Origin of the sequence: Fictibacillus sp. UD (genome assembly GCF_043558025.1) — a bacterium.
Taxonomy (GTDB): Bacteria; Bacillota; Bacilli; order Bacillales; family Fictibacillaceae; genus Fictibacillus.
The window spans coordinates 102318-124566 of sequence record NZ_JARUHH010000004.1 but is presented as its reverse complement, the minus strand read 5'-3'; the positions used below and the strand labels follow the sequence as shown (position 1 = coordinate 124566).

At 37.3% G+C, this 22249-nt stretch carries 21 protein-coding genes; 3 read left to right on the top strand and 18 right to left on the bottom strand.

Annotation, left to right across the window (positions count from 1 at the left end):
* Positions 1–7: 7 nt before the first annotated feature.
* Genes P8610_RS08660 through P8610_RS08645 form a run of 4 tightly spaced genes read right to left on the bottom strand, consistent with a single transcriptional unit; the run spans position 8 to position 5238 of the window.
* The gene (locus tag P8610_RS08660; RefSeq protein ID WP_394604026.1) at positions 8–1672 is read right to left on the bottom strand and encodes a GspE/PulE family protein; all 1665 of its coding nucleotides are present in this window, start codon (positions 1670–1672) and stop codon (positions 8–10) included.
* Entirely contained in the window at positions 1669–3078 is a 1410-nt protein-coding gene (locus P8610_RS08655) for a VanW family protein (RefSeq protein WP_394604025.1), read from the bottom strand. Before P8610_RS08655 ends, P8610_RS08660 begins: the two co-directional genes overlap by 4 nt.
* Positions 3079–3088: 10 nt before the next feature.
* Positions 3089–3826: a PRC-barrel domain-containing protein gene (locus P8610_RS08650; RefSeq protein ID WP_394604024.1), complete on the bottom strand. Its 738-nt coding sequence runs from the start codon at positions 3824–3826 to the stop codon at positions 3089–3091.
* A 47-nt stretch (positions 3827–3873) separates the two neighbouring features.
* Positions 3874–5238 (bottom strand): hypothetical protein, encoded by a 1365-nt coding sequence (locus P8610_RS08645; RefSeq protein WP_394604023.1) that lies wholly within the window; start codon positions 5236–5238, stop codon positions 3874–3876.
* A 173-nt stretch (positions 5239–5411) separates the two neighbouring features.
* Here P8610_RS08645 and P8610_RS08640 point away from each other — a divergent pair, with 173 nt between their 5' ends.
* The 3 genes from P8610_RS08640 to P8610_RS08630 are packed head-to-tail and all read left to right on the top strand — an operon-like array spanning position 5412 to position 8084.
* The gene (locus tag P8610_RS08640) at positions 5412–5840 is read left to right on the top strand and encodes a type IV pilus modification PilV family protein (RefSeq protein WP_394604021.1); all 429 of its coding nucleotides are present in this window, start codon (positions 5412–5414) and stop codon (positions 5838–5840) included.
* Positions 5830–6303 (top strand): PulJ/GspJ family protein, encoded by a 474-nt coding sequence (locus P8610_RS08635; protein ID WP_394604020.1) that lies wholly within the window; start codon positions 5830–5832, stop codon positions 6301–6303. Before P8610_RS08640 ends, P8610_RS08635 begins: the two co-directional genes overlap by 11 nt.
* Before the next feature lie 2 nt (positions 6304–6305).
* The gene (locus tag P8610_RS08630) at positions 6306–8084 is read left to right on the top strand and encodes a hypothetical protein (RefSeq protein ID WP_394604019.1); all 1779 of its coding nucleotides are present in this window, start codon (positions 6306–6308) and stop codon (positions 8082–8084) included.
* A gap of 30 nt (positions 8085–8114) precedes the next feature.
* Here the strand turns inward: P8610_RS08630 and P8610_RS08625 are convergent, their stop codons facing one another.
* From P8610_RS08625 to P8610_RS08560, 14 genes are all read right to left on the bottom strand, one after another.
* Entirely contained in the window at positions 8115–8429 is a 315-nt protein-coding gene (locus tag P8610_RS08625) for a DUF5658 family protein (protein WP_394604017.1), read from the bottom strand.
* A 614-nt stretch (positions 8430–9043) separates the two neighbouring features.
* Positions 9044–12328: a glycosyltransferase gene (locus P8610_RS08620; RefSeq protein WP_394604015.1), complete on the bottom strand. Its 3285-nt coding sequence runs from the start codon at positions 12326–12328 to the stop codon at positions 9044–9046.
* Positions 12329–12410: 82 nt separating this feature from the next.
* Complete coding sequence (locus P8610_RS08615) at positions 12411–13637, bottom strand: flagellin (RefSeq protein ID WP_394604014.1); 1227 nt, start codon at positions 13635–13637, stop codon at positions 12411–12413.
* Between the two features lie 157 nt (positions 13638–13794).
* On the bottom strand, positions 13795–14022 hold the full coding sequence (csrA, locus tag P8610_RS08610; RefSeq protein ID WP_394604013.1) for a carbon storage regulator CsrA: 228 nt from the start codon (positions 14020–14022) through the stop codon (positions 13795–13797).
* Between the two features lie 3 nt (positions 14023–14025).
* The gene (fliW, locus tag P8610_RS08605; protein ID WP_394604012.1) at positions 14026–14469 is read right to left on the bottom strand and encodes a flagellar assembly protein FliW; all 444 of its coding nucleotides are present in this window, start codon (positions 14467–14469) and stop codon (positions 14026–14028) included.
* A gap of 26 nt (positions 14470–14495) precedes the next feature.
* Positions 14496–15050 carry a DUF6470 family protein gene (locus P8610_RS08600; RefSeq protein WP_394604011.1) on the bottom strand — a complete coding sequence of 185 codons (555 nt, stop codon included), beginning with the start codon at positions 15048–15050 and terminating at the stop codon, positions 14496–14498.
* Between the two features lie 62 nt (positions 15051–15112).
* Positions 15113–16018 carry a flagellar hook-associated protein FlgL gene (flgL, locus tag P8610_RS08595; protein ID WP_394604010.1) on the bottom strand — a complete coding sequence of 302 codons (906 nt, stop codon included), beginning with the start codon at positions 16016–16018 and terminating at the stop codon, positions 15113–15115.
* A 10-nt stretch (positions 16019–16028) separates the two neighbouring features.
* Complete coding sequence (gene flgK / locus P8610_RS08590) at positions 16029–17564, bottom strand: flagellar hook-associated protein FlgK (protein ID WP_394604009.1); 1536 nt, start codon at positions 17562–17564, stop codon at positions 16029–16031.
* A gap of 20 nt (positions 17565–17584) precedes the next feature.
* Positions 17585–18043: a flagellar protein FlgN gene (locus P8610_RS08585; RefSeq protein ID WP_394604008.1), complete on the bottom strand. Its 459-nt coding sequence runs from the start codon at positions 18041–18043 to the stop codon at positions 17585–17587.
* A 10-nt stretch (positions 18044–18053) separates the two neighbouring features.
* Positions 18054–18320 (bottom strand): flagellar biosynthesis anti-sigma factor FlgM, encoded by a 267-nt coding sequence (gene flgM / locus P8610_RS08580; RefSeq protein ID WP_394604007.1) that lies wholly within the window; start codon positions 18318–18320, stop codon positions 18054–18056.
* 87 nt (positions 18321–18407) lie between these two features.
* Positions 18408–18803, bottom strand: coding sequence for a TIGR03826 family flagellar region protein (locus P8610_RS08575; protein ID WP_394604006.1), 396 nt, complete (start codon positions 18801–18803; stop codon positions 18408–18410).
* A gap of 82 nt (positions 18804–18885) precedes the next feature.
* Positions 18886–19596 carry a ComF family protein gene (locus P8610_RS08570; protein ID WP_394604005.1) on the bottom strand — a complete coding sequence of 237 codons (711 nt, stop codon included), beginning with the start codon at positions 19594–19596 and terminating at the stop codon, positions 18886–18888.
* A complete protein-coding gene (locus tag P8610_RS08565; RefSeq protein WP_394604004.1) occupies positions 19593–21089 on the bottom strand; it encodes a DEAD/DEAH box helicase in 1497 nt (498 codons plus the stop codon). The genes P8610_RS08570 and P8610_RS08565 overlap by 4 nt, the downstream gene beginning before the upstream one ends.
* A gap of 49 nt (positions 21090–21138) precedes the next feature.
* Entirely contained in the window at positions 21139–21987 is an 849-nt protein-coding gene (locus tag P8610_RS08560; protein WP_394604003.1) for a DegV family protein, read from the bottom strand.
* Positions 21988–22249 lie beyond the last annotated feature (262 nt).

Sequence of the window (22249 nt, the reverse complement as noted above, 5' to 3'; positions counted from 1 at the left end):
TTTGCACCTACTCGTTGATTGCTACACGCAAGACTTCTTCAGTCGTAGTTAAGCCCTGTTTTACTTTTAAAAAACCGTCATCAATCAAGAAAATGGTTCCGTTTTTCATCGCATAATCTCGCAACTCAATGATCGGTCTGTTGTTCATGATCAGCTGACGAATATGTTCATCAATCACTAAAACTTCATGAAGCGCAAGACGCCCTTTATAACCTGTACTGTTGCACATGCCACAGCCTTTCCCACGCGAAACGGCTTCAATCTTTATGCCACGTTTTGCAAAGATCTCTTTTTCCCGTTCCGTTGCTTTAAACGTTTGTTTGCAATCTCGGCAAACTCGCCGAACCAAACGTTGAGCAATAACTCCAGAAAGAGAAGCTGCTACTAAAAAAGGTTCTACTCCCATATCCGTCAGACGGGCAATCGTTCCGATAGAGTCGTTCGTATGCAGCGTACTTAAAACCAAGTGACCGGTTAATGAAGCACGAACCGCAATTTCGGCAGTTTCTGTATCACGAATCTCCCCGATCATGACGATGTCTGGATCTTGACGAAGTATGGACCGCAGCCCGCTTGCAAACGTTAATCCAACATTAGAATTCACTTGAATTTGATTGATACCAGCGAGCTGATACTCAACAGGATCTTCAATCGTAACGAGGTTCACTTCTTCTGTATTCAGCTTGTTTAGAGCTGCATACAAAGTTGACGATTTTCCTGATCCTGTTGGTCCAGTGATTAAGATAATGCCGTTCGGCTGTTTGATTAAATTTGTAAAACGCTGCATGTTAAGCTTATTAAATCCAAGATTCTCTAAATGGTTCAGTGAACTTCCGAGATCGAGAATACGCAGAACGATCTTCTCACCATATATCGCTGGCAACGTCGATACACGCAGATCCACCGGATGCATATCAAGCGTCATCTTAATTCGGCCATCCTGAGGCAAACGACTTTCTGTAATGTTTAAGTTCGCCATAATCTTGATACGTGCGGTTAGCATATTTTGCATATGCTTTGGAAGACTGCGTTCGGTCTTCAGCATGCCGTCGATTCGGTACCGCACAACGAGTTTTGTTTCGTGCGGATCAAAGTGTATATCACTCGCTTTTTGCTGAACACCTTGCTGAATGATCTGGTTGACGAGCTTTACGATCGGAGAGTCTTCTTCCGTCATTCGGCTGTCATCTTTTAGTGACGCACCTTGCGGAATCAGATCCAGAAACTCTTCCATAGAATCTTCAATATCGTAAAACTTATTGTGAGCACGAATGATATCGTCTTTTGCAGATATGGCGCGTTCAATTTGAAATCCTGTAGTGAGCCGCAGATCATCTATGACGGTAAAATCCATCGGATCTGCCATCGCGACGAAAAGCTTGTCTCCTTCTTTTTTAACTGGCATCAGAAAATGCCTGCGAGCAAACTCTCTAGGAACGATAGCTACCGCCTGTTCGTCGATCGGATAACGGTACAAGCTGATATGCGGAATGCCCAGCTGGAACTCCAATACCTCTATCAGCTGCTGTTCCGTCAACAATCCTTTTTCGATCAGCGCATCCCCGAGCTTTTGGTTGCTGCGTTTCTCTTTTAACGTTTGCTGCAAAACCTCATTGGAGATCAAACCAGACTCTACTAACAAATCCCCAAGACGTTTTTTAGGAACGATCATTCTGCATCACCATCGCTCTCTTTTTCAGGATTACTCGTTGTCGTTTCCTTACCTTTTTGTGGGACAGGAACAGGTGCAGTTTGAATTGGTTTATCACTCGGGTCAGTTCCAGGTATACCAGGAAGAGTAGGCAATGGATTAGCAGGATCCGGATTGTACGGGTATGGATATGGATACGGATATGGGTACGGATACGGCGTGACAGGCGTGCCTTCTTCTAGCGCCGTTTCAGTCGACTCTTCTTCCTCTACCGGATAGCCTCTTTCTTCAATGCGATGTTTCGGCGGATAAAAGTCTTCTGCTAACTTCTCAGATGCGACTTCTTCCCCACCTGATCCAAACGATTTCCGGGTCACAGTAGCGAGATAACCTTCACTGCCGCCATTTACTGTAACGGCACTAAAAATAGACGCCAGTTGATCATTAAAATGGATAATGGTTTTCGGTTTGAAAACTTCTTTGTCCACTTTCACGGTATATGTATAAGGCAATGGCACCCCAACGATGGAAACCGTTAAGTTACTATCCGTCACGACAAAGTTCAATTTATAAGGGGACGCATTCGGATTTTTAAAAGCAAAATCCATATCAGCTGGTTTAACGAAAGCTTCAAATCCAAGAGACGCGTATTCTGGCAACTCTCTTGATGTATGACGTTCAATAATCGTGAAGTTTGTTTTTTGAACAGCTGAATAAATACTGCTCGCCAGCACATTCAGATCGATGGAGTCTTGTGCTGTCAAACCCACATTCTCAATCGCTCCTATAAGAGAAAATACCTCTCCAGGGTTGATTTCATAGTTTTCAAGTCCATTCACCCATTCTTTTAACAGCACATTTTCACTCGGAAGTTTTATAGCACTCTCACTCACAATTTCTTCTGCTTGACCAAATGTCGTGAGAAACTCATTGATCGGAACTTCAGTATCTGTTGTTTGAAGGGTTGAACCTATTCTCTTCAAATGTGCATACAGCATATCTTCATCTAGTAACTCCTCAATTCCCGAAACTTGAAGCTGCTGTAGTGACTGTTGAACAGCCTCTTTGTTCAGAGTTACAACCATTGGCGATGATGCATCTGAAATGTTTTTGAGACTTTCTTCATTCTGAAACTGCCAAACTTCAGGCGATAGTTTCACTTTTTTATCGTTATACACAAGATGCACAGGATGTTCATTCTGCCACTGAGAGACTCTATTGTTTACTACTGTGATAGCCTCTGACTTCACAACACCTTCTAACGGTATGGAGGCTAAAACGACCCCCTCACCATACATATCTGCTTCGAAAAAATTAGAGTATACTTTTGTCCCTAAGTGACTAACAAAGAAAAGAAAAAGAGCTGCAAGGCTAAGGGATGCAAAGATCGTAAGAAAATTTTTATAGTTGAATTCTCTTTTAGCCATCGCTTTTTCTTTAGCCTACAACGTTCATGGAAAGTTCAGCTAATACAGCAGGCCCTTTTTCTTGAGCTTTCCTAACATCCTCTTTCTTTAGCGTTGTTCCGTTCGGAAATAACAGCTCACCGTTTCTTTCAAAAATATCTTTTGTTGTTGTTCTTCCCGTCAGCAGTGTTAGCTGTTTTTCTTGAAACTCTGACAGTTCTTGTGTTTCTTCTGGTTGTTCCACTGTTGCGGCAACTTCACTTAAATTACCAAACAACATTTCCGCTTTATCTAAAAAGTTTAATTGCGCTTCTTCTTTAATAACAATCAAATCACGTCCGTATGTAATGAGCTGTTCAGAAGAAAGAATGACTTTTTTAGAACGCAGAGATAGCTCAATACCTAAAATAGCACCTGTGTCTTCATTAATGAAAAACTCAGTTGTTTCCCCAATTAACTGACCTTTACGATCTATCAGCTTAGCACCCACTACGTTAATTTTCTTTTGTACAAGTTCGTTCGCAATCGGAATTTCAGTTAGATCAAAAATAGAAGTACTGTCCTCAATCATGACCGCAAACTCGCCAACACCAACGATCTTTTTAAACGGAACAGCACGTACGCTGATCTGCCAATCCGCATGTTCAACCGTTAGAAAATCAACCATTCCTTCTTTCGGATTTACTACTAGCGACTTTACGTGCCCAACTTCTGCTCCATCTGCAATACTGATAATAGGTAGCCCAACAAATTGATTACTCTTTTTCATAACACTCACCCAGTCCTTTTATGTTTAAATAATATGCTGTAATAAAGTTATTGTTTTACAAGAAAAACATCATTGTACCGTTCTAGCTCTTCTGCAATTACAGGATATGATTGTAACTTTGTTTCCATAGCAGCTAACAAATTACGCACTCTAGTAAATTCATTTGATGCTGCATATGAATCTAGCAGAAGTTTTCCAAACAGATAATAGTCTTTATCAGATAGAGATTGATTCAATATTGTTTCTGTCATCACTTGATAAGACTCGTAATCACCTTGGTCCTGATAAGAAAATAATGTGTTAAGTAGCATGTCCTGCAAATCAGCATTCATATCGGGTATTGCAGCTTTACCCTTTATTTCTTCTACTTCTTCTATCTCTTCTGCTATATCGATTTCTTCAACAATGGCTTCGATTTGATCTGGAGTTGTATCAACGTGTTCTGGATCTTCTATGAGGATTTCTTCTATGATGATTGGTTCTTCAATGAAGTGGATTTCTTCTGTGACAGGTAATTCTTCTGTTTCAATAATAACTCCCTCCGCTACATCAACTTCTTCAACAAAGGCAGGAGTACTTAACGCTGGAATTTGAGTTTCCTCATTTTCGTCGTTGCGAGGAACGTCATCTACCGTGTCACCGACTTCTTCTAGTAAAACAATTTCTTGCTCTCGAGATAATTCTTCAACCGTTTCTTCTTCATCTAGTTCTTCCAAAATAGCAGAACGTTGCAAGAAAATGTCCACATCATCTATATCGGTGGCAACAGGCAAATCCGTAACATCTTCTTCAGAAATTTCTCTTGTTTCGGTGAGGAAGGCAAACTCATCATCGGTAAGCTCGACAAGTTGATTGTTCAGCTCTAATTCCTGTACAGGATCTGCTGCTTCTATTTCAACGATTCCAGCTTCCTCAATTACGAACTCTTCTAATTCCATATCTAGAAGTTCAATGACGTCTATCGGTTCAGTCGAGTTAACCTCTGGAAACCCTTCAACATTTAAATTTTCAGACGTCACTTCTTGCTTCAATTCAATTTCTTCTGTAGTGGGTAATTCATCAATAGTTACAGCGATTTCAGAATCCAAAGCACCTACGTCCACTTTAGAATCAAATAGATTCAACTCTGATTTATTTGGCACTAATTCTTCTGCAATTTTCCCACCTGCAACAACTGTGACAAAATCCATTCTTTTTTCAGTAACATAAGAAATAACGAAAGCGATGCCTAGGATAGCAGCAAGTGTTAACCCATACGATAAGTGATCTAATATAAACAAACCTCCTAAAGCCAGCAAAAAGGCCAGCCCTAACAGCGTCATTTTAAACTTCAATGGAATGTTTGGCGGATAAAAATACAGCACCGTACCTGCAATCAATGTAAAAGTGAATAAAACAATAAATTGTATCATTGACCTCTCTCCTCTCCCCCATTCCAATATTCGCTAATTAAACCTATAATACTACAAATTTACTAAAAAACATCCAATAATATCAATTTTTTCTAAAAATATTGTATAATCAAGTAGAACACAAGAGATTAATAGTACTTTTATACCGATAAAAAGGTCGGAGGTTGTGTGTGATGCTTTCAGAAAAAGGATTTTCATTAATAGAAGTGCTCATTTCACTAACAATCCTCTCTGTTTCGGTGATCGGTATTTCGCAATTTTTTAATCAGGCGAACCAAATATCTGCTGGAAACAACAACAAACTAGTCGCAACTAATCTAGCACGAATGACATTAGAACGGTTACAGAACGATTATGCTGCATACGAGATTAAAGCTTCTCCTCAAACATACGATAAGAACCAATGTACCTCTTCAAATTGCAGAGATTTATATGAAACGATGATCAACAACAACAAATACGAAACAATAATCACAGTAATATCACAACAGGATGAAGAAACCTCTATTAAACTTTTTCCTGTTAAAGTAACCATCCACTATAAAAGCAACCAAAAAGATCAAGTCACATTTGTAGAGGGATATGTGAAAAATGTTAAATAACTTACGAAATCAAAAAGGGCTCACCTTAATTGAATCACTCCTCTCCCTCGTTCTTTTTTCTATTATCGGTACAGTCGTTTATTTTGTTTTGCTCAGCGGATTAAATACGGAAAAAAAGATTTACAATGAAACACTCATTCGAGATGAAGCAGATCTCGTTATGTCACAAATCATTGATGCTCTTTATACGGCACCTGTATCCAAAGTAAAAAATGCTTCAACCAGCAGCCAGAATGTGCTTGTATACGAGATTAATCAGAACTCCTCAAAAACAGTCGGTTTTCTCGACCACGTACCCGTCATAGACGGTCAGCCCATTAGTTCTGGAGATTATGACTTTAAGGATTCATCTATCGTAAAAACAGGGAAAAGCGTAAAAGTCATCTTGAACGTTAAAAGCAAAAAAAATGGACAAGCGAAGCCCCTAACACTACAAAGTCAGTTCGGACTATTGGAGGAGTAGAAATGAAGAGTCTTTTATCTGAAAGAGGAAATACACTCATCATTGTTCTCTTAATGATTGTCATTTTTACCGTAGCTGGACTCTCTTTAGTAACGACTACGTTTAACGGTGCGAAGAAAACAGATGCGCGCGAAACACAAATTCAGTCCGTAGAGCTCGCTGAAAAAGGCATTGATTATCTTTCTACCCTGCTAGAAACGAAAACACAGCCACTCGCCGGTCTGCCAGCAAGAGATTTTAATGACTCACTAAATACAATAATAAAAAATTACAAAGTCTCGAATGCCAATGATCACTTTTTGCCAACTGCGACCCTCCCTGCAGAGAACGGTACGCTTAAAGTTAAAATCTATAATCTAAAAAAACTAAATAATGACCCAGAAGATTTAACCCAAACGATGACATTACATAGTCAAGCAACCGTAAACGGAAAAACGAAAACCCTAATCTCAACCATTAAACTTGGTGCAAAACAAGTACCCGAAGCATTAAACTATGCACTCGGCGCCTATAATCCGTGTAAAGGAAGAAATGGATGTACCGAACGAGACGATGACGGCAACATGTTTCTCCATGGCGGCGTAGCCATTAAGGGTGATCTCTATGTAGAGCGAAACCTGATCACGAAGAGTAAGGGGATTGTAGGAACAGACAACGACTGGATTTCCTCAGATTTGCCAAGTGTTGAAGGAGAAAATGGAAGAAAAGCACATTTAATTCTTCCAGGAAGCCTCTATAAAATGACGTCGGATTTAAAATATAGCAATCACATTAAAGAAAAGAACTTTGACAACAAGACACCTTACCAAAAAGTGAACAAAGAGAATGTTCGTGAAGCCTTTACCTCTTTTACAGAGGTAAACAAAGAATACGTTCCGATTGTGGATACACGCACACCGCGCTTTGCGCCGATTGATATAGAAGGACAGCGGAATCAATATTACTTTCCTGAGTTCGGCAACTCATTTCCTGTGACCGCAGTTAACGACGCAAATTTTAATAATAATCCACACAAAGACCACATTAGAGACCAATTTGCCTCTTCTAACGTTTTCGTGGACTCTAAGAATGATATAAAGTTTAGAGGAAGCTTTGTCTTTAACCGTTTTAGCTCCAGAACATACGCTGAAAATAGAGACATTACCATCAGTAATGGAAAAGACGGATGGAGTAAACTATCGTTTAAACAAGGGGCGTACTTTGACGGAAACGTTGTAATTGGGGATAAAAGTACAAATCATTATAACTACAACGACTATGAACAGTTTGAAATAGACGGTCCGATCTTTGTGGATGGTGACCTAACGATATGGGGCTCTCATATCAAGTTCAACTCAACTGTTTATGTAACAGGAAAAACGACGATTCGCTATTCTCGATTACAAGGTATTAATCAGAAAAATATTGAAAAGTCACTCGTGCTTTTTGGTAAAGACTCTATTTTAATTGCGAATAACAACGTGTATGGAGACAACGCTAACATCATTCGAGGCTTCTTCTATTCAGAAGATTTAATGGAGATTTACGGTGTTGGGTCGAACGTAGAAATTCAGGGTGGTGTTTTTGGGAGGAAAGTCGTATTAAATGCCACACGTGGAAAAGTGAATATGAATAACGGCAAACTTGGAACATATATGTTTGAAACAGGACAAACTCAGATGTCGCCAACCAAGTCTCGTTTAAAAATCATATACAACCCAGAATTAATTAAAAATCCACCAGAAGGATTACCTACCGTTAGAGATTTATCCGTTTCACAACTCGATCGGCAACTACAATAAAGAAGCCTCCCAAATCGGGAGGTTTTTTATTTATTTTACAAGCCATACATTAATAATTATATGCCAAGAGATTACAATAAAGTAAACAAGCAAAGCGATGTTCAAGAGAACCTGGACTCTTCTTTTCAAAGGTATAAATCCGATCGCAATAATCAAATAAGTAAAAAAGAATTTAACGAGGAGAAAGATAACTGGATCATATTCATACAAACTGCGCATTAGAGGGTTGAGCTCGATTCCGCCTTTTTGCAACAGCTGATGAGTGAACAAAGCATCTGCTGCATTTAAAAGTCCTAAACACAAACAAACCCATAGATGCTTCTGTATCCGAAATACTCGATCCATCTCAGCTCACTCCTCTCTCTAAATGAAGTATACCCATAAGTAGAGAGAAAGTTTACTAGAAAATGTGTTGCAAAAAGCGACTGGGGGAGTCAATGAAATAAAAAAGGAATGTTTTCATCAAGTACTAAGCCTAGGACATCACATAATAGCAGCAGTTTCGTTATATCTAAGAAAATTAAAATTAACAAAACCTATCAAATAATGGCCTAGCATTTATAGGGAAGTAAGATTGATGGCTCCCCATAAACCATTTTGTAGTTTTTCGTGAATTAAAAGCTACTTTTAGATGTATTAACTCTTCAAGTAACTTATTATACATACTTACCACTTTATATGATTAATAAAAGGCAAAGAACAAATTTTACTTTCATAGTCAAGCCACCATTTCAATTTATTCTTTTTATATTGGGTTATGTTACTGTGTTTCAAAAGCCTCTTCTTCACCTGTAACGTTTATGTTAATTTTATTTTCGAATAAAAAAAGACTATAGACAAACACAATGTTATTGAGTTCGTTTACAGTCTGTGTGTACCCCAAATGGGCCTTTACTAAATTTAGTGAGAACACTAATTGAAATTATTTATAATATTTACACATTCTTTTTAGAATACAGCTAATTCGTTATACATTTTTTTTTACATACAGCAACTAAGTACGTTGGTAGTGAATCTTTAATTTCCCCTAATGAAATTAATTTATGCCCTACAATTTTTTTTGAATTTTTAGGAATATAGTTTACGTCTTTTTTTCTTAATTGTCTCATTATATTTGTGTATGGAATATCTTTATCATTAACAAATGTTTGACCGTATAATTCAATTATGTCATATTTCTTTAATAGTTCACCAATAAACTCTTGAGTGTTATATTCAAACTTATGAAAGCTATTTAAGGGTTGCTCTTCATGATAGCTTCCTGGGTTAGTTACATCTCTGTTTGGAGTAGATACAATGAATATCCCACCATCATTTAATACTCTAGAAGATTCCTCAATCCATGTTAATCCTTTATCAATATGTTCAATAGTTTCAAAAGAAACTACCACGTCATAACTTTTATTTGGAAATGGAAGTTGATTAACATCACCATATTCAAAAGTAATATTATCTCCATAATATGTTTCTCTTGCATTATTTAGACTATCTTCTGATATATCAATACCAGTAACTTCTTCTGCACCCGCCAACTCTAACATTTTTGTACCATAACCAGCCCCACAAGCAGCATCTAGAACTTTCAAATTTCCCACAAACTTACTTGCAAGTCTATACCTCTCAATATGTTCCTCAAAAACATTATTATGTTTTTCCTTCACTTCATTGTTTATAACTAATCTTTCACCTGTAAAGATGACGTTATCTTGATTATTCTCCATAACATCATTTAGATTGTTAAACATAGACAATTCTTTATGATTTATTGAATTAGGATCAAATCCCCACTTTTTCTTAAATTTCTCACGATTATCATGTAATATTTTGTTATATTCAACAGGTGACTTTTTAAATGAAGTACTGCCAAAATGATGAATAAATGAGTCTTTACACAACAATAACTTATATCCTATTTGCCTAATCCTATAAGAGTAATCATCATCCTCAAAATTTCCAGGAGTGAATATTTCGTCAAGTAACCCAACTTTATCAATAACTTCTCTCTTTATAAGCATACAAAAACCAACAAGCCGTAGTTTTTCAATCCAACTAAATTTATCACTAATATTATTTTCCCTTGAGAACTCAATTAGCTGGTCTAAATTATTATAATTTGCGTTTATTACTTGATTATTAGAACAATTATTAGTAACAGCACCTACAGCTCCAATAATACTTTCGCTATATAATCCTATTTTTAGATTATCTAACCAGTTAGGAGTAACCACAACATCATTATTTAATAACAAAATATCATTATCTTGATTAGCTATTTTAATTCCTTGATTACAGCCTACTGGAAAACCTACATTTTCCTTATTATAAATTGTTACTAAATCTTTTTGTTCCTTCAACCATTCTACTGTTCCATCAGTTGAATTATTGTCAATAACGATAATTTCATATGTATTTTGCAGAGTGTATTTCCTAATACTTTCAATACATAACTTATTGTATTCAAGATTATTATAAGTTAGGATTACTATACTTGTTTTGGGCTTAATTGTCGCTACAGGATTCTCAATACCTAACCCTTTTAAACTATTAATAATTAGTTCTTTTGTATCGTTATCTTCTACAATCTGCAATGCTCTCATATAGTACTCAGCAGCAATTTCTTGCTCGTTTGTAGTTTCGTATAAATATGCACTATTAAATAATAAATCAAAATTATTATTATCTAATTCAAGTCCTTTTTTTAATATAACTTCTGCCTCTTTAAAATTATTCTCTATTATATAAATAATTGCTTTAAATGAGTATACTTCGATATCGTTTATAACAATATTCTCATACTCTAATATTAACTTGTTTGCTTCGTTAATTTGATTATTATCTATAAAACTTGTTATGGTTTGTTTTATTTGTTTTTTATAAGTTTCGAATTCTTCATTTGGATTCACCTTTTTAATTTCTCCTTGATTAAAACTTTTTATATTTTTCATCATATACTTTATTTTCTTTTGAGGATTGTTCTTAAAAAATTCTTTTCGCTCTTCAACTTCCAACAAATTAACTATCATCCCCGAAAGTAATTCATTATTAATAGACTCTGAAACTTTTAACAAATATAATTTATCTTTAAGCAAGTCTTTTTCATATAGTTTTAATAGAAATTCAAAGACATTTTCTACTTGTTCATTTTTTAATAATATATTTGTTAGGATATATAAAGTATTGTAATCATATTTATCAACTTTCAATATATTAACTGCAAGTTTAATTACTTCATCATAATTTTTATTTGCTATTTGCAAATTAATTATTGTTCTATATATATTAAATACCTCTGTTAATACTCTTGATTCAAAATTATAATTATACAGATTTATTTTATCTAAACATTTATAAAATAACTTCATAGCTTTAGAGTATTCTTTTAGTTCTAATTCTCTTAGTCCTAAAAAGAAATAGAAATCCGGGTAATCTTCATCTAATTTGATTGCCCTATTATAAACCTCGTAAAAATGCGTAATATCTCTTTTTTGTTCATACATGCATGTCAATATATTAGAAAAACACCTGTAGAGTAGTCCATTAATAATACCGTTCTTTAATTGAATGGCTTTTTCCAAATGAAGAATTGCTTTATCATATTGCCTATCAATCATTAATGATTCAGCAATATAAAAATTAAGATCTCCATTCTTCGGATCAGAACCTAATTCTTGAAACAGAATTTTTAAGTTCCTTTCTGATTTATTTTTACTTTTTATAACTTCTGGTGTATAACCTGTATGAAAAATACTAATTGAATCAGCAACATCCAAATACTTTAAAGGTCCCTTTGACGAGTAAAGGGTTTCATGTATTTTACCTCTATACTTTATAGACTTTTCATTCTTAAATATTCTTATTGTCTTAGTACTACTTTGAAAATTCCCACTTGAAGCATTAATATTTATTAATCCAGTTAAAAGGGTATTCATCCCCTTATTATTTGCTTCTTGTATGTATGTTTTTATTAGAGATGCTTGATTTTTATCTATATACTCATCACCATCAAGAAAAATAATCCAATCTCCATTTGTTTTTGAAATTGCATAGTTTCTAGCAGCAGAAAAGTCATCCATCCATTCAAAAGAATATGTTTTCACACCTATATTTTTGACTATTTCAATAGTACTATCATTTGATCCAGTATCAATAACTACTGTTTCATCAACAATCTCCTTGATACTTTCAATACACCTTTCGATGGTTGCTTCTTCATTTTTAGTTATTAAGCATAATGAAATTAGCATAACTACTCTCCTTACAGTTTATTGAAATACTCAAAAAAATAGAAGAGAGAGTAAAGTCATACTCTCCCTAACTAAACTAATATTATCTTAGTAATTGTAATACTCCTTGAGGTTGCTGATTAGCTTGTGCTAGCATAGCTTGAGCAGCCTGTGAAAGAATAGAATTTTTAGTTTGATTCATCATTTCTTTCGCCATATCAACGTCACGTATACGAGACTCAGCAGCTGTCAAGTTTTCCGAAGATGTACCAAGATTATTTATTGTGTGTTCCAAACGATTCTGATATGAACCGAGCTTTGAACGTTCTTCAGATACTTTTTGGATTGCTGTATCAATAACCTTCACCGCAACATTTGCCTGGCCTTGATTACTAATACTTAGTTGATTAACTCCTAGAGCCGCACCAGACATATTTTCAATACTAACATTTAAGTTCTGACCTGTATTGGCTCCAATTTGGAATGTTAAACTACCATCAGTACGAACATTTTTTGCTGCAGTAGTTTCATTAAAACTAGATAATGCATTTGTAGCTGCTTGATTAATGACACCAGTACTATTTTTCACTGTCATTGTAATACCGTTAACTGCGTTAGTTGTACCACCTGTAGTTGAAGTGAAACTAATTTCCCCATTTGTAATAGATGCTGTTCCAGCTGTAATTTTACTAGTTAAATCTTCAACATCAGTCGATGTAGTTAGAGTTAAAGAAGTTGTCACTGTAGAATTGTTAGTAACATAAGAAATTTCAACAGTATCTCCAACAGCTAGTCCAAGACTATTTGTATTTGAATCCGTTAAATTTATTAAAGTAGTAGTTGAAGCAGTTGTAGATGCAAGACTATCATTTTTGTTAACATTACTTACTGCAGATGTTACTGCTGATCCAGCAGATCCGTCTAAAAGTTTTTTTGTATTGAACTCAGTAGTTTGAGAAATTCTATCAATTTCTTTCGTTAACTGATCCATCTCATCTTGAAGATTATCTCTATCTTGATTGGTATTAGTGTCATTTGCTGATTGAACAGATAATTCACGCATACGTTGAAGAATAGAGTGTGTTTCATTTAAGGCTCCCTCAGCAGTCTGTAGTAAGCTTACTCCATCCTGCGAATTTTTAGAAGCCATATCCAATCCACGAATTTGTCCACGCATTTTTTCAGAGATTGCTAGACCCGCTGCATCGTCTCCCGCTTTATTAATACGAAGACCTGAAGATAATTTTTCCATAGATTTAGACTGTGCACCAGCAGCTGAGTTTAACTGACGATAAGTATTAAGAGCCGCGATATTGTGATTAATTCTCATTTTTTATTTCCTCCTTGAATGTGTTCCGCCCACGTCCATGTGGTTGGTTGGATGTGTTTAATTTTCTTGGGAACATACAGACTTTTACGGCCGTTAAAAGTACTGCTTGTTCCTACATTCGTTATATCGGAGTAAACAGTAACATCTTTAATGAGTTTTACGTGTTTTTTAACTTTTTTAATGCTTGGAATGTGCTAATTGAAGTGCTTGATGCTTGGTTGTTCTCTTGTTGGATGGAAAGAAATACTTCTTTACGATGAATCTCAATTTGTTTTGGAGCCGAAATTCCTAATTTCACTTGATCACCATCAATGGATAGTACTGTTAATTCAATGTCTTCACCGATTTTAATCGCTTCTTGTAACTTCCGGGTTAATACAAGCATTTCTTAACCCTCCTGTCCGAAAAAGCTAGATTCTAATAATTCGTGTCTTGTTCGGTATTTGTTATCGGTTAGTACCACTTGCTTTGCCAAGTTTTCTTTCACATTAATTACTACAGGTGCCTGAAGATTACCTGTCGACTTTTCTAAAGGTTTTTGAATCGTTAAGATGACCTGAACCAACACATCAGATTCTTCTTTTATTTTTAATTGTTTTTGTACAGATTCTACTAATTCAAAATCATAGTTCTTAAAGAATAAGAACGGATTTGTTGTAAAAAAAGCTAGTTCTTTCGTGGACACCGATTGCAGGGTTGAAAATGGAGTCCCTTCCATAGGCAGAAGAACAAATTGTTTTTCGTCTTCAAAACCAGGTAAACCTTGTTCAAAATGTAAAATATCTTCATCAGAAATCTCTATTGTTTCTTCAAATTTTGTAAAAAGTATCATCGCAAACATCCTTTACTTTTATTATCCTATGTCGTCCAGTTGATTGTTAAAGAAGACATTTGTTCCATACTAACGTTTACCTTACCAGGTGTGTATTGATGTTGAGGTCTATTAATTTTAATATCGATCTCTGGTTTGTGAGTCTTCCAATTTAGTTGCACTTCGCTCGGCCGATAATCAATTTTCACACTGTTCGCTGATGGAATAAAGCCTATGTTTAATTCATAAATCAGACTTTCACTGTTCATTTTGGCGTGATCAGCAATTGGATTACCACCGTTCTCTACTCTCATCAAGTCATCCCCTTCTTGAGACATTCGAGCTAGACCAGATAGCCAATCTTCATAACCTTTTTGTGCAAACTCTTCAATTCTGCGTGAGATGTGTTTTAAATCCATATCAGCCCAAGCCTCTGTTTGATCAATCGTTAACTGACTCGGTGTTCGGTTCACTTCTAGTTCTGCTTTTGGCTGTTTGATTTGCAGATCGGCGGGGGCTTGTTGTATTTCTTGTACAGGCTGCTGTATGTCTAGTCCTATTTTAGCATTTGTTGACTCTAGTCTAAGTTGAGGAACATTCATTATAAATCCCTCCTATAGTTTTTATTGCAAGAAAAGAGCTATCACAAGGATAGCTCTAAATTTTATCGTAAAAAGTCCATTAATGTTGGCTGCATAATTCGTGATCCTACACCAAGGGCTGCACGATGAAGGGATTCTTGCATCTTCAAATCTGTAATCACTCGCTCAATATCTGCGTCTTCGTTGTCAGAGAGAATGCGGTTAGCAATAACTTCTTGCTCACTCACTCGTGCATCAATCAGTTCTACACGATTATATCGAGCTCCTAACTCAGCTCGCTCAGCTACTAAGTTATCGATGTGGGAATCTAGTTTGTCTAGGAAACCATTGATGGACTCATTTGAATTACCTTCTAATGACTTCATCAATTCATTAATATCTCCAAACAAACCACCCTCTGGAGAACCAGCTTCATGAGAAAAAACGTTAACAGGATTAATGTTAACTGCAATTTCAATTCCTTGAGAAAGTTCCAATTTAACGGAGTTCTTGTTATCTGAAACGGGCAACTTTCCAGCTGGTCTATTAAAATCTACAGGTTTATTTGTCGTATCATTTCCATTAAAGATGTATTTACCTGCTACTTGCGTGTTTGCAATAGAAACCAAGTGCTCTTTTAACTGATCAATTTCTCGACCAATCATTTCAAGTTGAGAACCCTCGTATGTTCCATTGCTTGCCTGTACAGTTAGTTCACGGATACGCTGCATCGCACTTGTGGCTTTATCAAGCGCTGCATCGCTATTTTCCATCCAGTTATATGCTTCAGACAAGTTACGCTTATATTGCTCAACTTCTGTTAAGTTTGTTCGGTACGTCATACCCTTCATGGCAACGACTGGATCATCGGATGGACGGCTGATTTTTTTACCTGTTGTCAGCTGTTCTTGTGTCTTCGCCATACTTTCGTAGCTTTGGCTGATATGTCTCAGCATATTATTGGATAACATGGATTGTGTGACTCGCATTGTTAACTACCTACCTTCCGCCGACACCTAAGCCATTAATAATTTTATCTAGCATTTCATCTATTACCGTTATATTCCGAGCAGATGCGTTGTACGCATGCTGAAACTGAATCATGTTCGTCATTTCTTCATCTAATGAAACCGCGCTTACAGACAAACGACGCTGTTGAACGGAGTCGGTTAACACAGAAGAATTGTTTGTTAAACGAACGGCTTGTTGTGCATCAACTGCCATCTTTCCAATTGCCCCTTCGTAGAAGCTTTGTAAAGATGACTTACTTCCAGGAAAATCTAGAGGCGCATTTTTCACATCCGCTAAAAGTAAGGCATTGCTTCCGTCTCCACCAAACGGGTTGGTTGCTGCCGCGATGTTATCAAGCTCATCCATATCATCGTGAAGTTCAAGCAACTTTGCCGCACCCTTTGGATTAGCTGGATCAATCGTTCCTTTAAAATCAAAAAATTCATATCCTGTATGAGCACCTGCCTCAATCTCAGACAAGCTCCATCCTGCAGAATGAACTTTATTAAACTTATCCGCAAACTGATAGGCCATCTGATCCAAGTTTACAAGCATATCTGGATAGATTCCCTTTACAGAGCCTGCATCGTTATAACCATAGGACTCTATCAGACCTTTTAGTTTCCCGCCTGCAAACTTACTTACATCAACTGTCGTACCGGTTACTTCAACACCGTTTGCTAAACCATTGCCACCCGTTGCATCATCATATTTAATCGCAAGATGGTTAACCGTTCCAGTTGCAGAATCTACTAAAGTAAATTCATTTCCATCTTTGTCTTTCATCTTAATATCATACAGTCCAGCAGCTAACGGATCAGGTTTACCGCTGCTTAATTTTGTTGAAACTTCCACATTTAATAGGGTGGAAAGACGATCTACTAAGTTATCTCGCTCGTCATATAAGGTATTTGGAAGATATCCATGTGGCTCGACTTCACTAATCTGCTTATTGATACTTTGAATATCGTCTAGTAAAGCATTAATTTCTGTGCCTGTTAGATTAGCTTGTGATTTCAAATCCTCTTGAATAGAAGTTAATGAGTTTGCTAGATAATTAAACGTTTCAGCGACAGCTAGACCACGTTGGCGCACAACCGAACGTGCACCTGAATCTTCAGGGTTAACGGATAGATCCTGTAGTGACTGCCAAAAACGATCAAGCGTTTTTGCTAAGCCATTGTCAGACGGTTCGTTCATAATGTCTTCCATCTTCTCTAACGCGTCACTTCTCGCATCCCAATACCCAAGTTTGTTATTTTCACCCCTAAACTGTGTATCAAGAAATCCTTCGCGAACACGCTGTACCGATCCAGCTGCTACACCAGTCCCCATCTGTCCTGGAATTTGCGGGCGGTTCATGCTCGCAGCGGGATACGCCTCTGTTTGGACAAAGTTCACTCTTTGACGACTATAACCAGGAGTATTCGCATTTGCAATATTGTGCCCTGTCGTTTGAAGAGCTGTTTGTTGCGTAAACATTCCTCGACGGGCTGTTTCTAATCCATGAAAGGTTGAGCGCATTGTAATTTCCTCCGTAGGTGTTAAGCTTTTGAATCAAAAAGTGATGCTGCGTTATTGCCATAAGGGTTTGTTTTCGTTTGATTGTATGTTACCGGTTCACTTTGAGGCTGCATCATGCTAAGGGACATGTTCACGTATTGCAAAGATTGCTCTAACAATTCCTGATTGAGTTGGTTTCTGCTTTTCAAAGCATCATACATTTCTATAAGTTTGTTTTGAAGAACCAATAATCTTTCTTTTTCGGGTTCCTCCGCTTGCTCTAAAACGTCACCTAATGTCACGTTCGCAAACTTAAGCATTCTTTCTTTTTCGATGATTTGAAGCTTCTTCACTTGCAGATCTTCTTCTTTTAATAAAACATCAAGCGTCTTCATGTCTCCTGACTTAAGCACTTCTGTTTTTCGTTCCCCTAAAGCCAGGAGATCACTATGCGATTTAAACAAACGTTCAAGCAGTGATGTCATTTGTGCCGTTTCCATGAGATTCTCCTTACGCCTTATTGTAGTAACTGATAATGGATGCAGCGGTTTTTGAAGCATTTACTTTATATGTTCCGCTATCCACTTGTTGTTTAATTTCGTTTATTTTATCCGTACGATCTTGTTCAAATTTAGAAGACAATAATAATTTCTTCGCTTCATCTGAAATTTGAATCTCGTCTTTCTTGTATGCAGCCTTAACATGAGTATCTTTCATATGTGGCACCTGTTTTTTGTATGGGTTGTTTTGTATCGAGTTAAAATGATTAATTCGCATCGTTCGTCACCTCATTTAGAGACTTTTATTCTTAGTTTTTATATCGGCTATCTTGAATAAATCTTTAAAGAATGAAAAGAAATTAGGTTAATTGTCACCTGTATGGTAAGAAGGTGATGCTTCTTCTTGTTTTCGCTTAATAAAGTCCTCAATGGAGAGCTCTGACTTCAGTTTGTCTTTGCATATTTGGCAGAGACGTCCATCATTTATTGGATTTTGGCATCCATCACAAGGATACGTAAAGTTTGGATATCCCTTTACCCTAATCCTTCCTTGATGGATGAAGTAGATGATCTTATTTTCCGACACCTTTGTCGCATCACTCACGTCAATGATTGTAGCGTTACGGTTTTCACTTCTTCTAATATATCGGTAAACCTTGTCATAATCCTGTTCTTCTTCTCGAAAACATACATCGCACTGTTCACGAATGTACTTTACAAAAAGTTTCCCGCACTGCGGACAGTTCATTAAATTGTCCATTACGCATTCCGCTCCTTAACAACTCTATCTTTTATTTATATCGGAGTACGATACGGAGGTTTTAACAGGTCATTCGTTTTATTTATCGAGCTAGGGTGATAGAGGAGACTTCGTTAGCCCCCGCTTCTAACAGGACTTTAGCCGCATATCGGAGTGTGCTGCCTGTTGTGTACACATCATCGACTAATAAAACGTTCTGTTTCTGGACTTTTTCTGTCTCAACCACTTCAAATGGATTCTCTTTTTGCAGCATTCTTCCTTCACGATTCTTCTTGCTTTGTTTTTCTTCATGGGTTTTTCTTTTTAATAGTAGATGAGGTTGTGCGCTAATTCCTCTCGCCAAAAGTTGAGCCTGGTTAAATCCTCTTTCGTATTGTCTCTCTTCGCTTAATGGAATCGGAACGACGATTGCATTTCGGGAAATCTTACTAAATGCAGTTTTAGCGACTGGGTAAAACGTTTTAACGACTTCAGCATCTCCACGGTATTTCAACTTCGCAATAACCTCTTGTAAAAAGTCGTTATAGACATAAAGTGACCGATTTTGCTGTAGAACACCGTTCCATGTTGGATCTTCCTCCCACCGAATGCAGTCAAAGCAGCAGTCACCCTGTCGATATTGCTCGGGAAATAATGAAAAGCCACGACCACATATTCTACAAATCTTTCCTTTAATCAACTCCAACTTACCTTCACAGTCCTGACATAACAATGGTGAATTCACTAAGCCAAACAGAGCTTGCCATGACCAGGTCTCAGAGTATGATTCATGGCAAAATAAACAATAACTCAAGATTCAGCCTCCTTGTTCATTTCTTTTATATGCTTACTCGCTCTCACCATACTCAACGATTTCCCATAGTGAAAATAGAGTACTTGCCCATCGTGCTCGTCTTTACTTCTACCTGCTCTTCCTGCTATTTGAACAAGAGCACTCTCAGAAAACACATCATGATCCGCACCAAAGACGGCTACATCTAATATGGGAATTGTAACCCCACGTTCCAAAATAGTAGTCGTAACTAAAAGCTGTATATCTTTTTGCCTGAATTTCTGTACTTTCTCTTTTCGCAGTGGGTCCTCAGCATGAACACTATCTACCTGAATAGATACGTGTTTTTTTATGATGTCAGTCACTGTATCGAGCATCGATACAGATGGAACAAAGATCATTGCTCGTCGCCCACTCTCCACCTGTTTCTTCAACCACTTCTCAAAAACAGGCGGCAAATTTCCAGCGGCTATTTTCTTTCTCCGCTCTCCACTCCAAACTATCTTTGGTACTGGCAACGGGTAGCCGTGAAATCGCTGTGGAATTTTCACACAAGAAAGCTGACCTTTTTTTGCAGCTTTTTTCATTACATTAGATGGCGTTGCGGACAAGTACAGAGTGAAGTGCTCTGGAGTCACGGCCTGAGAAACAGCATGTTGAAGGGTTTTATCGTAGGAAAACGGAAAGGCGTCCACCTCATCTACGATCATAATGTTAAACGCTTGTTTAAATCGATACAGTTGATGTGTAGTTGAAATGACAAGTTGAGCCGGTGTTTCCATCTCATCTGATCCGCCATAATAACTGGCTACTAACGTTTCAGGGAATACGGCTTTTAGTCGAGGAGCCAATTCTAATACAACATCTGTTCGAGGTGTTGCGATACAAACTCGTAATCCCAACTTCAATGCTTTCTCAATTCCTTTAAAGAGCACTTCTGTTTTACCCGCTCCACACACAGCCCATATTAAAAGTTCCCCCTCACCACCAACTCCATCAACAAACCTCTGTGACGCAACTTGCTGCCCACTCGATAACTTGCCATCCCACAAAAGATTATTTTCTTCATACCAATACACTTTAGGCCCCGTCCACGACAACAAAGGCGTACACTCGCTCACTCTGCCCATCATGATACAGTTTCGGCAATACACACATGCATCACTTTTACACCGAAAACAAGAAAAAGAAGCAAATAAGTGATTTTTCTCATTACCACACCGACTGCACGTATAACCATACTTGGTTTTTCTTACACCATCTGAATAATTCAAATATCCATTTTCATAATGCTCTTGAATTCTTTCTACTATAAAGGGAAGTTCATCAAACAGAAGTGACTTACCATGAAGGATTTGCTGAAGGTTTTCATCAAACGAAAATGCTGGATTTAAGGTTGGCTGATTAACTGATGGAAGCTTACTAAACGGAACTGCTTTTATACTGGGGTCATTCACGAGGTGTTCAGGAGCGATTGTTAAACGGTTGTTTAAAAAAAAGGAGACAAACCTCATTGTGTTGTCTCCCGATGTGTTAGAGATTTCATTTTCATCTCTCCAATGATTATTCTTTTATCCACGTAATTCCGAGTGAACCTTCGCCTAGGTGAGTACCGATTACAGGTCCAAAGTAGCTAACCCAAACATCCGCGTTCACAAACTTTTGGCGAAGCTCTTCAGCAATTTCTACGGCTTCATCCTCACGCTTGGCATGAATCACACTGATTTTTATTTTGTCATTAGGCTTTACATCTTCATCCATGATGTCGAAAATGCGCTTTAATGCTTTTTTCTTTGTACGAACTTTTTCAAACGGAACGATCTTTTTGTCTTCAAAGTGAAGAATCGGTTTGATCTGCAACAGGTTCCCTACAAAAAGCTGAGCTGTGTTCAAACGACCGCCGCGATGCAGATGGTTTAAATCATCTACCATGAAGTACGCTGGAATTCCATTATTCTTCATTTGCAACAAGTGATTCATAATGTCATAACCGTTCGAACCTTCACTTGCTAATTCAGCAGCTTTCAATACGTAAAAAGCTTGTGGTGAACAGCTGATCTCTGAATCAAACACATGAAGTTTAATTCCTTCAACCATCTCTCCTACCGCAACGGCACTTTGGTACGTACCGCTTATGCCACTCGATAACGTAATCATTACTGCTTCATCATAATTCTTTGAAAGCTCTTCTAATAGTTCGACGAGTTCGCCAATCGCTGGCTGAGATGTTTTTGGCAGAGTTTCCTCTTTACTCACCATATCGTAAAAATCGTCTGCTTTAATTTCGGCTTCTTCTTTGTATGTTTCATTGTCGAAAACCACGTTGAGCGGAATCATTACAATATTTTTTTCGTTGCGGATATGTTCGGGTATGTATGAAGTACTGTCTGTAATGACGGCTACCTTGCTCATATTTTTAGTCCTCTCTTGTGCAAAAATCTTGTTTTATCTCATCTAACAGTGTACACCATCATTAAAACTAATTCACTAAATTCACTTTTTCCTAGAAGTTGTTTTCCGTACTCAATGTAGATTTTGAAAGTAGTTGATTTCCGTTACAGGTGCTCGCTTTCCGGGGGGCGTGCGGTGAGCCTCCTGCCGCTCTGCGCCATATGAGTCTCACCTGTCACACTCATCCCCCAGGAGTCTCGCACCTTTCACTGCAATCAACTTG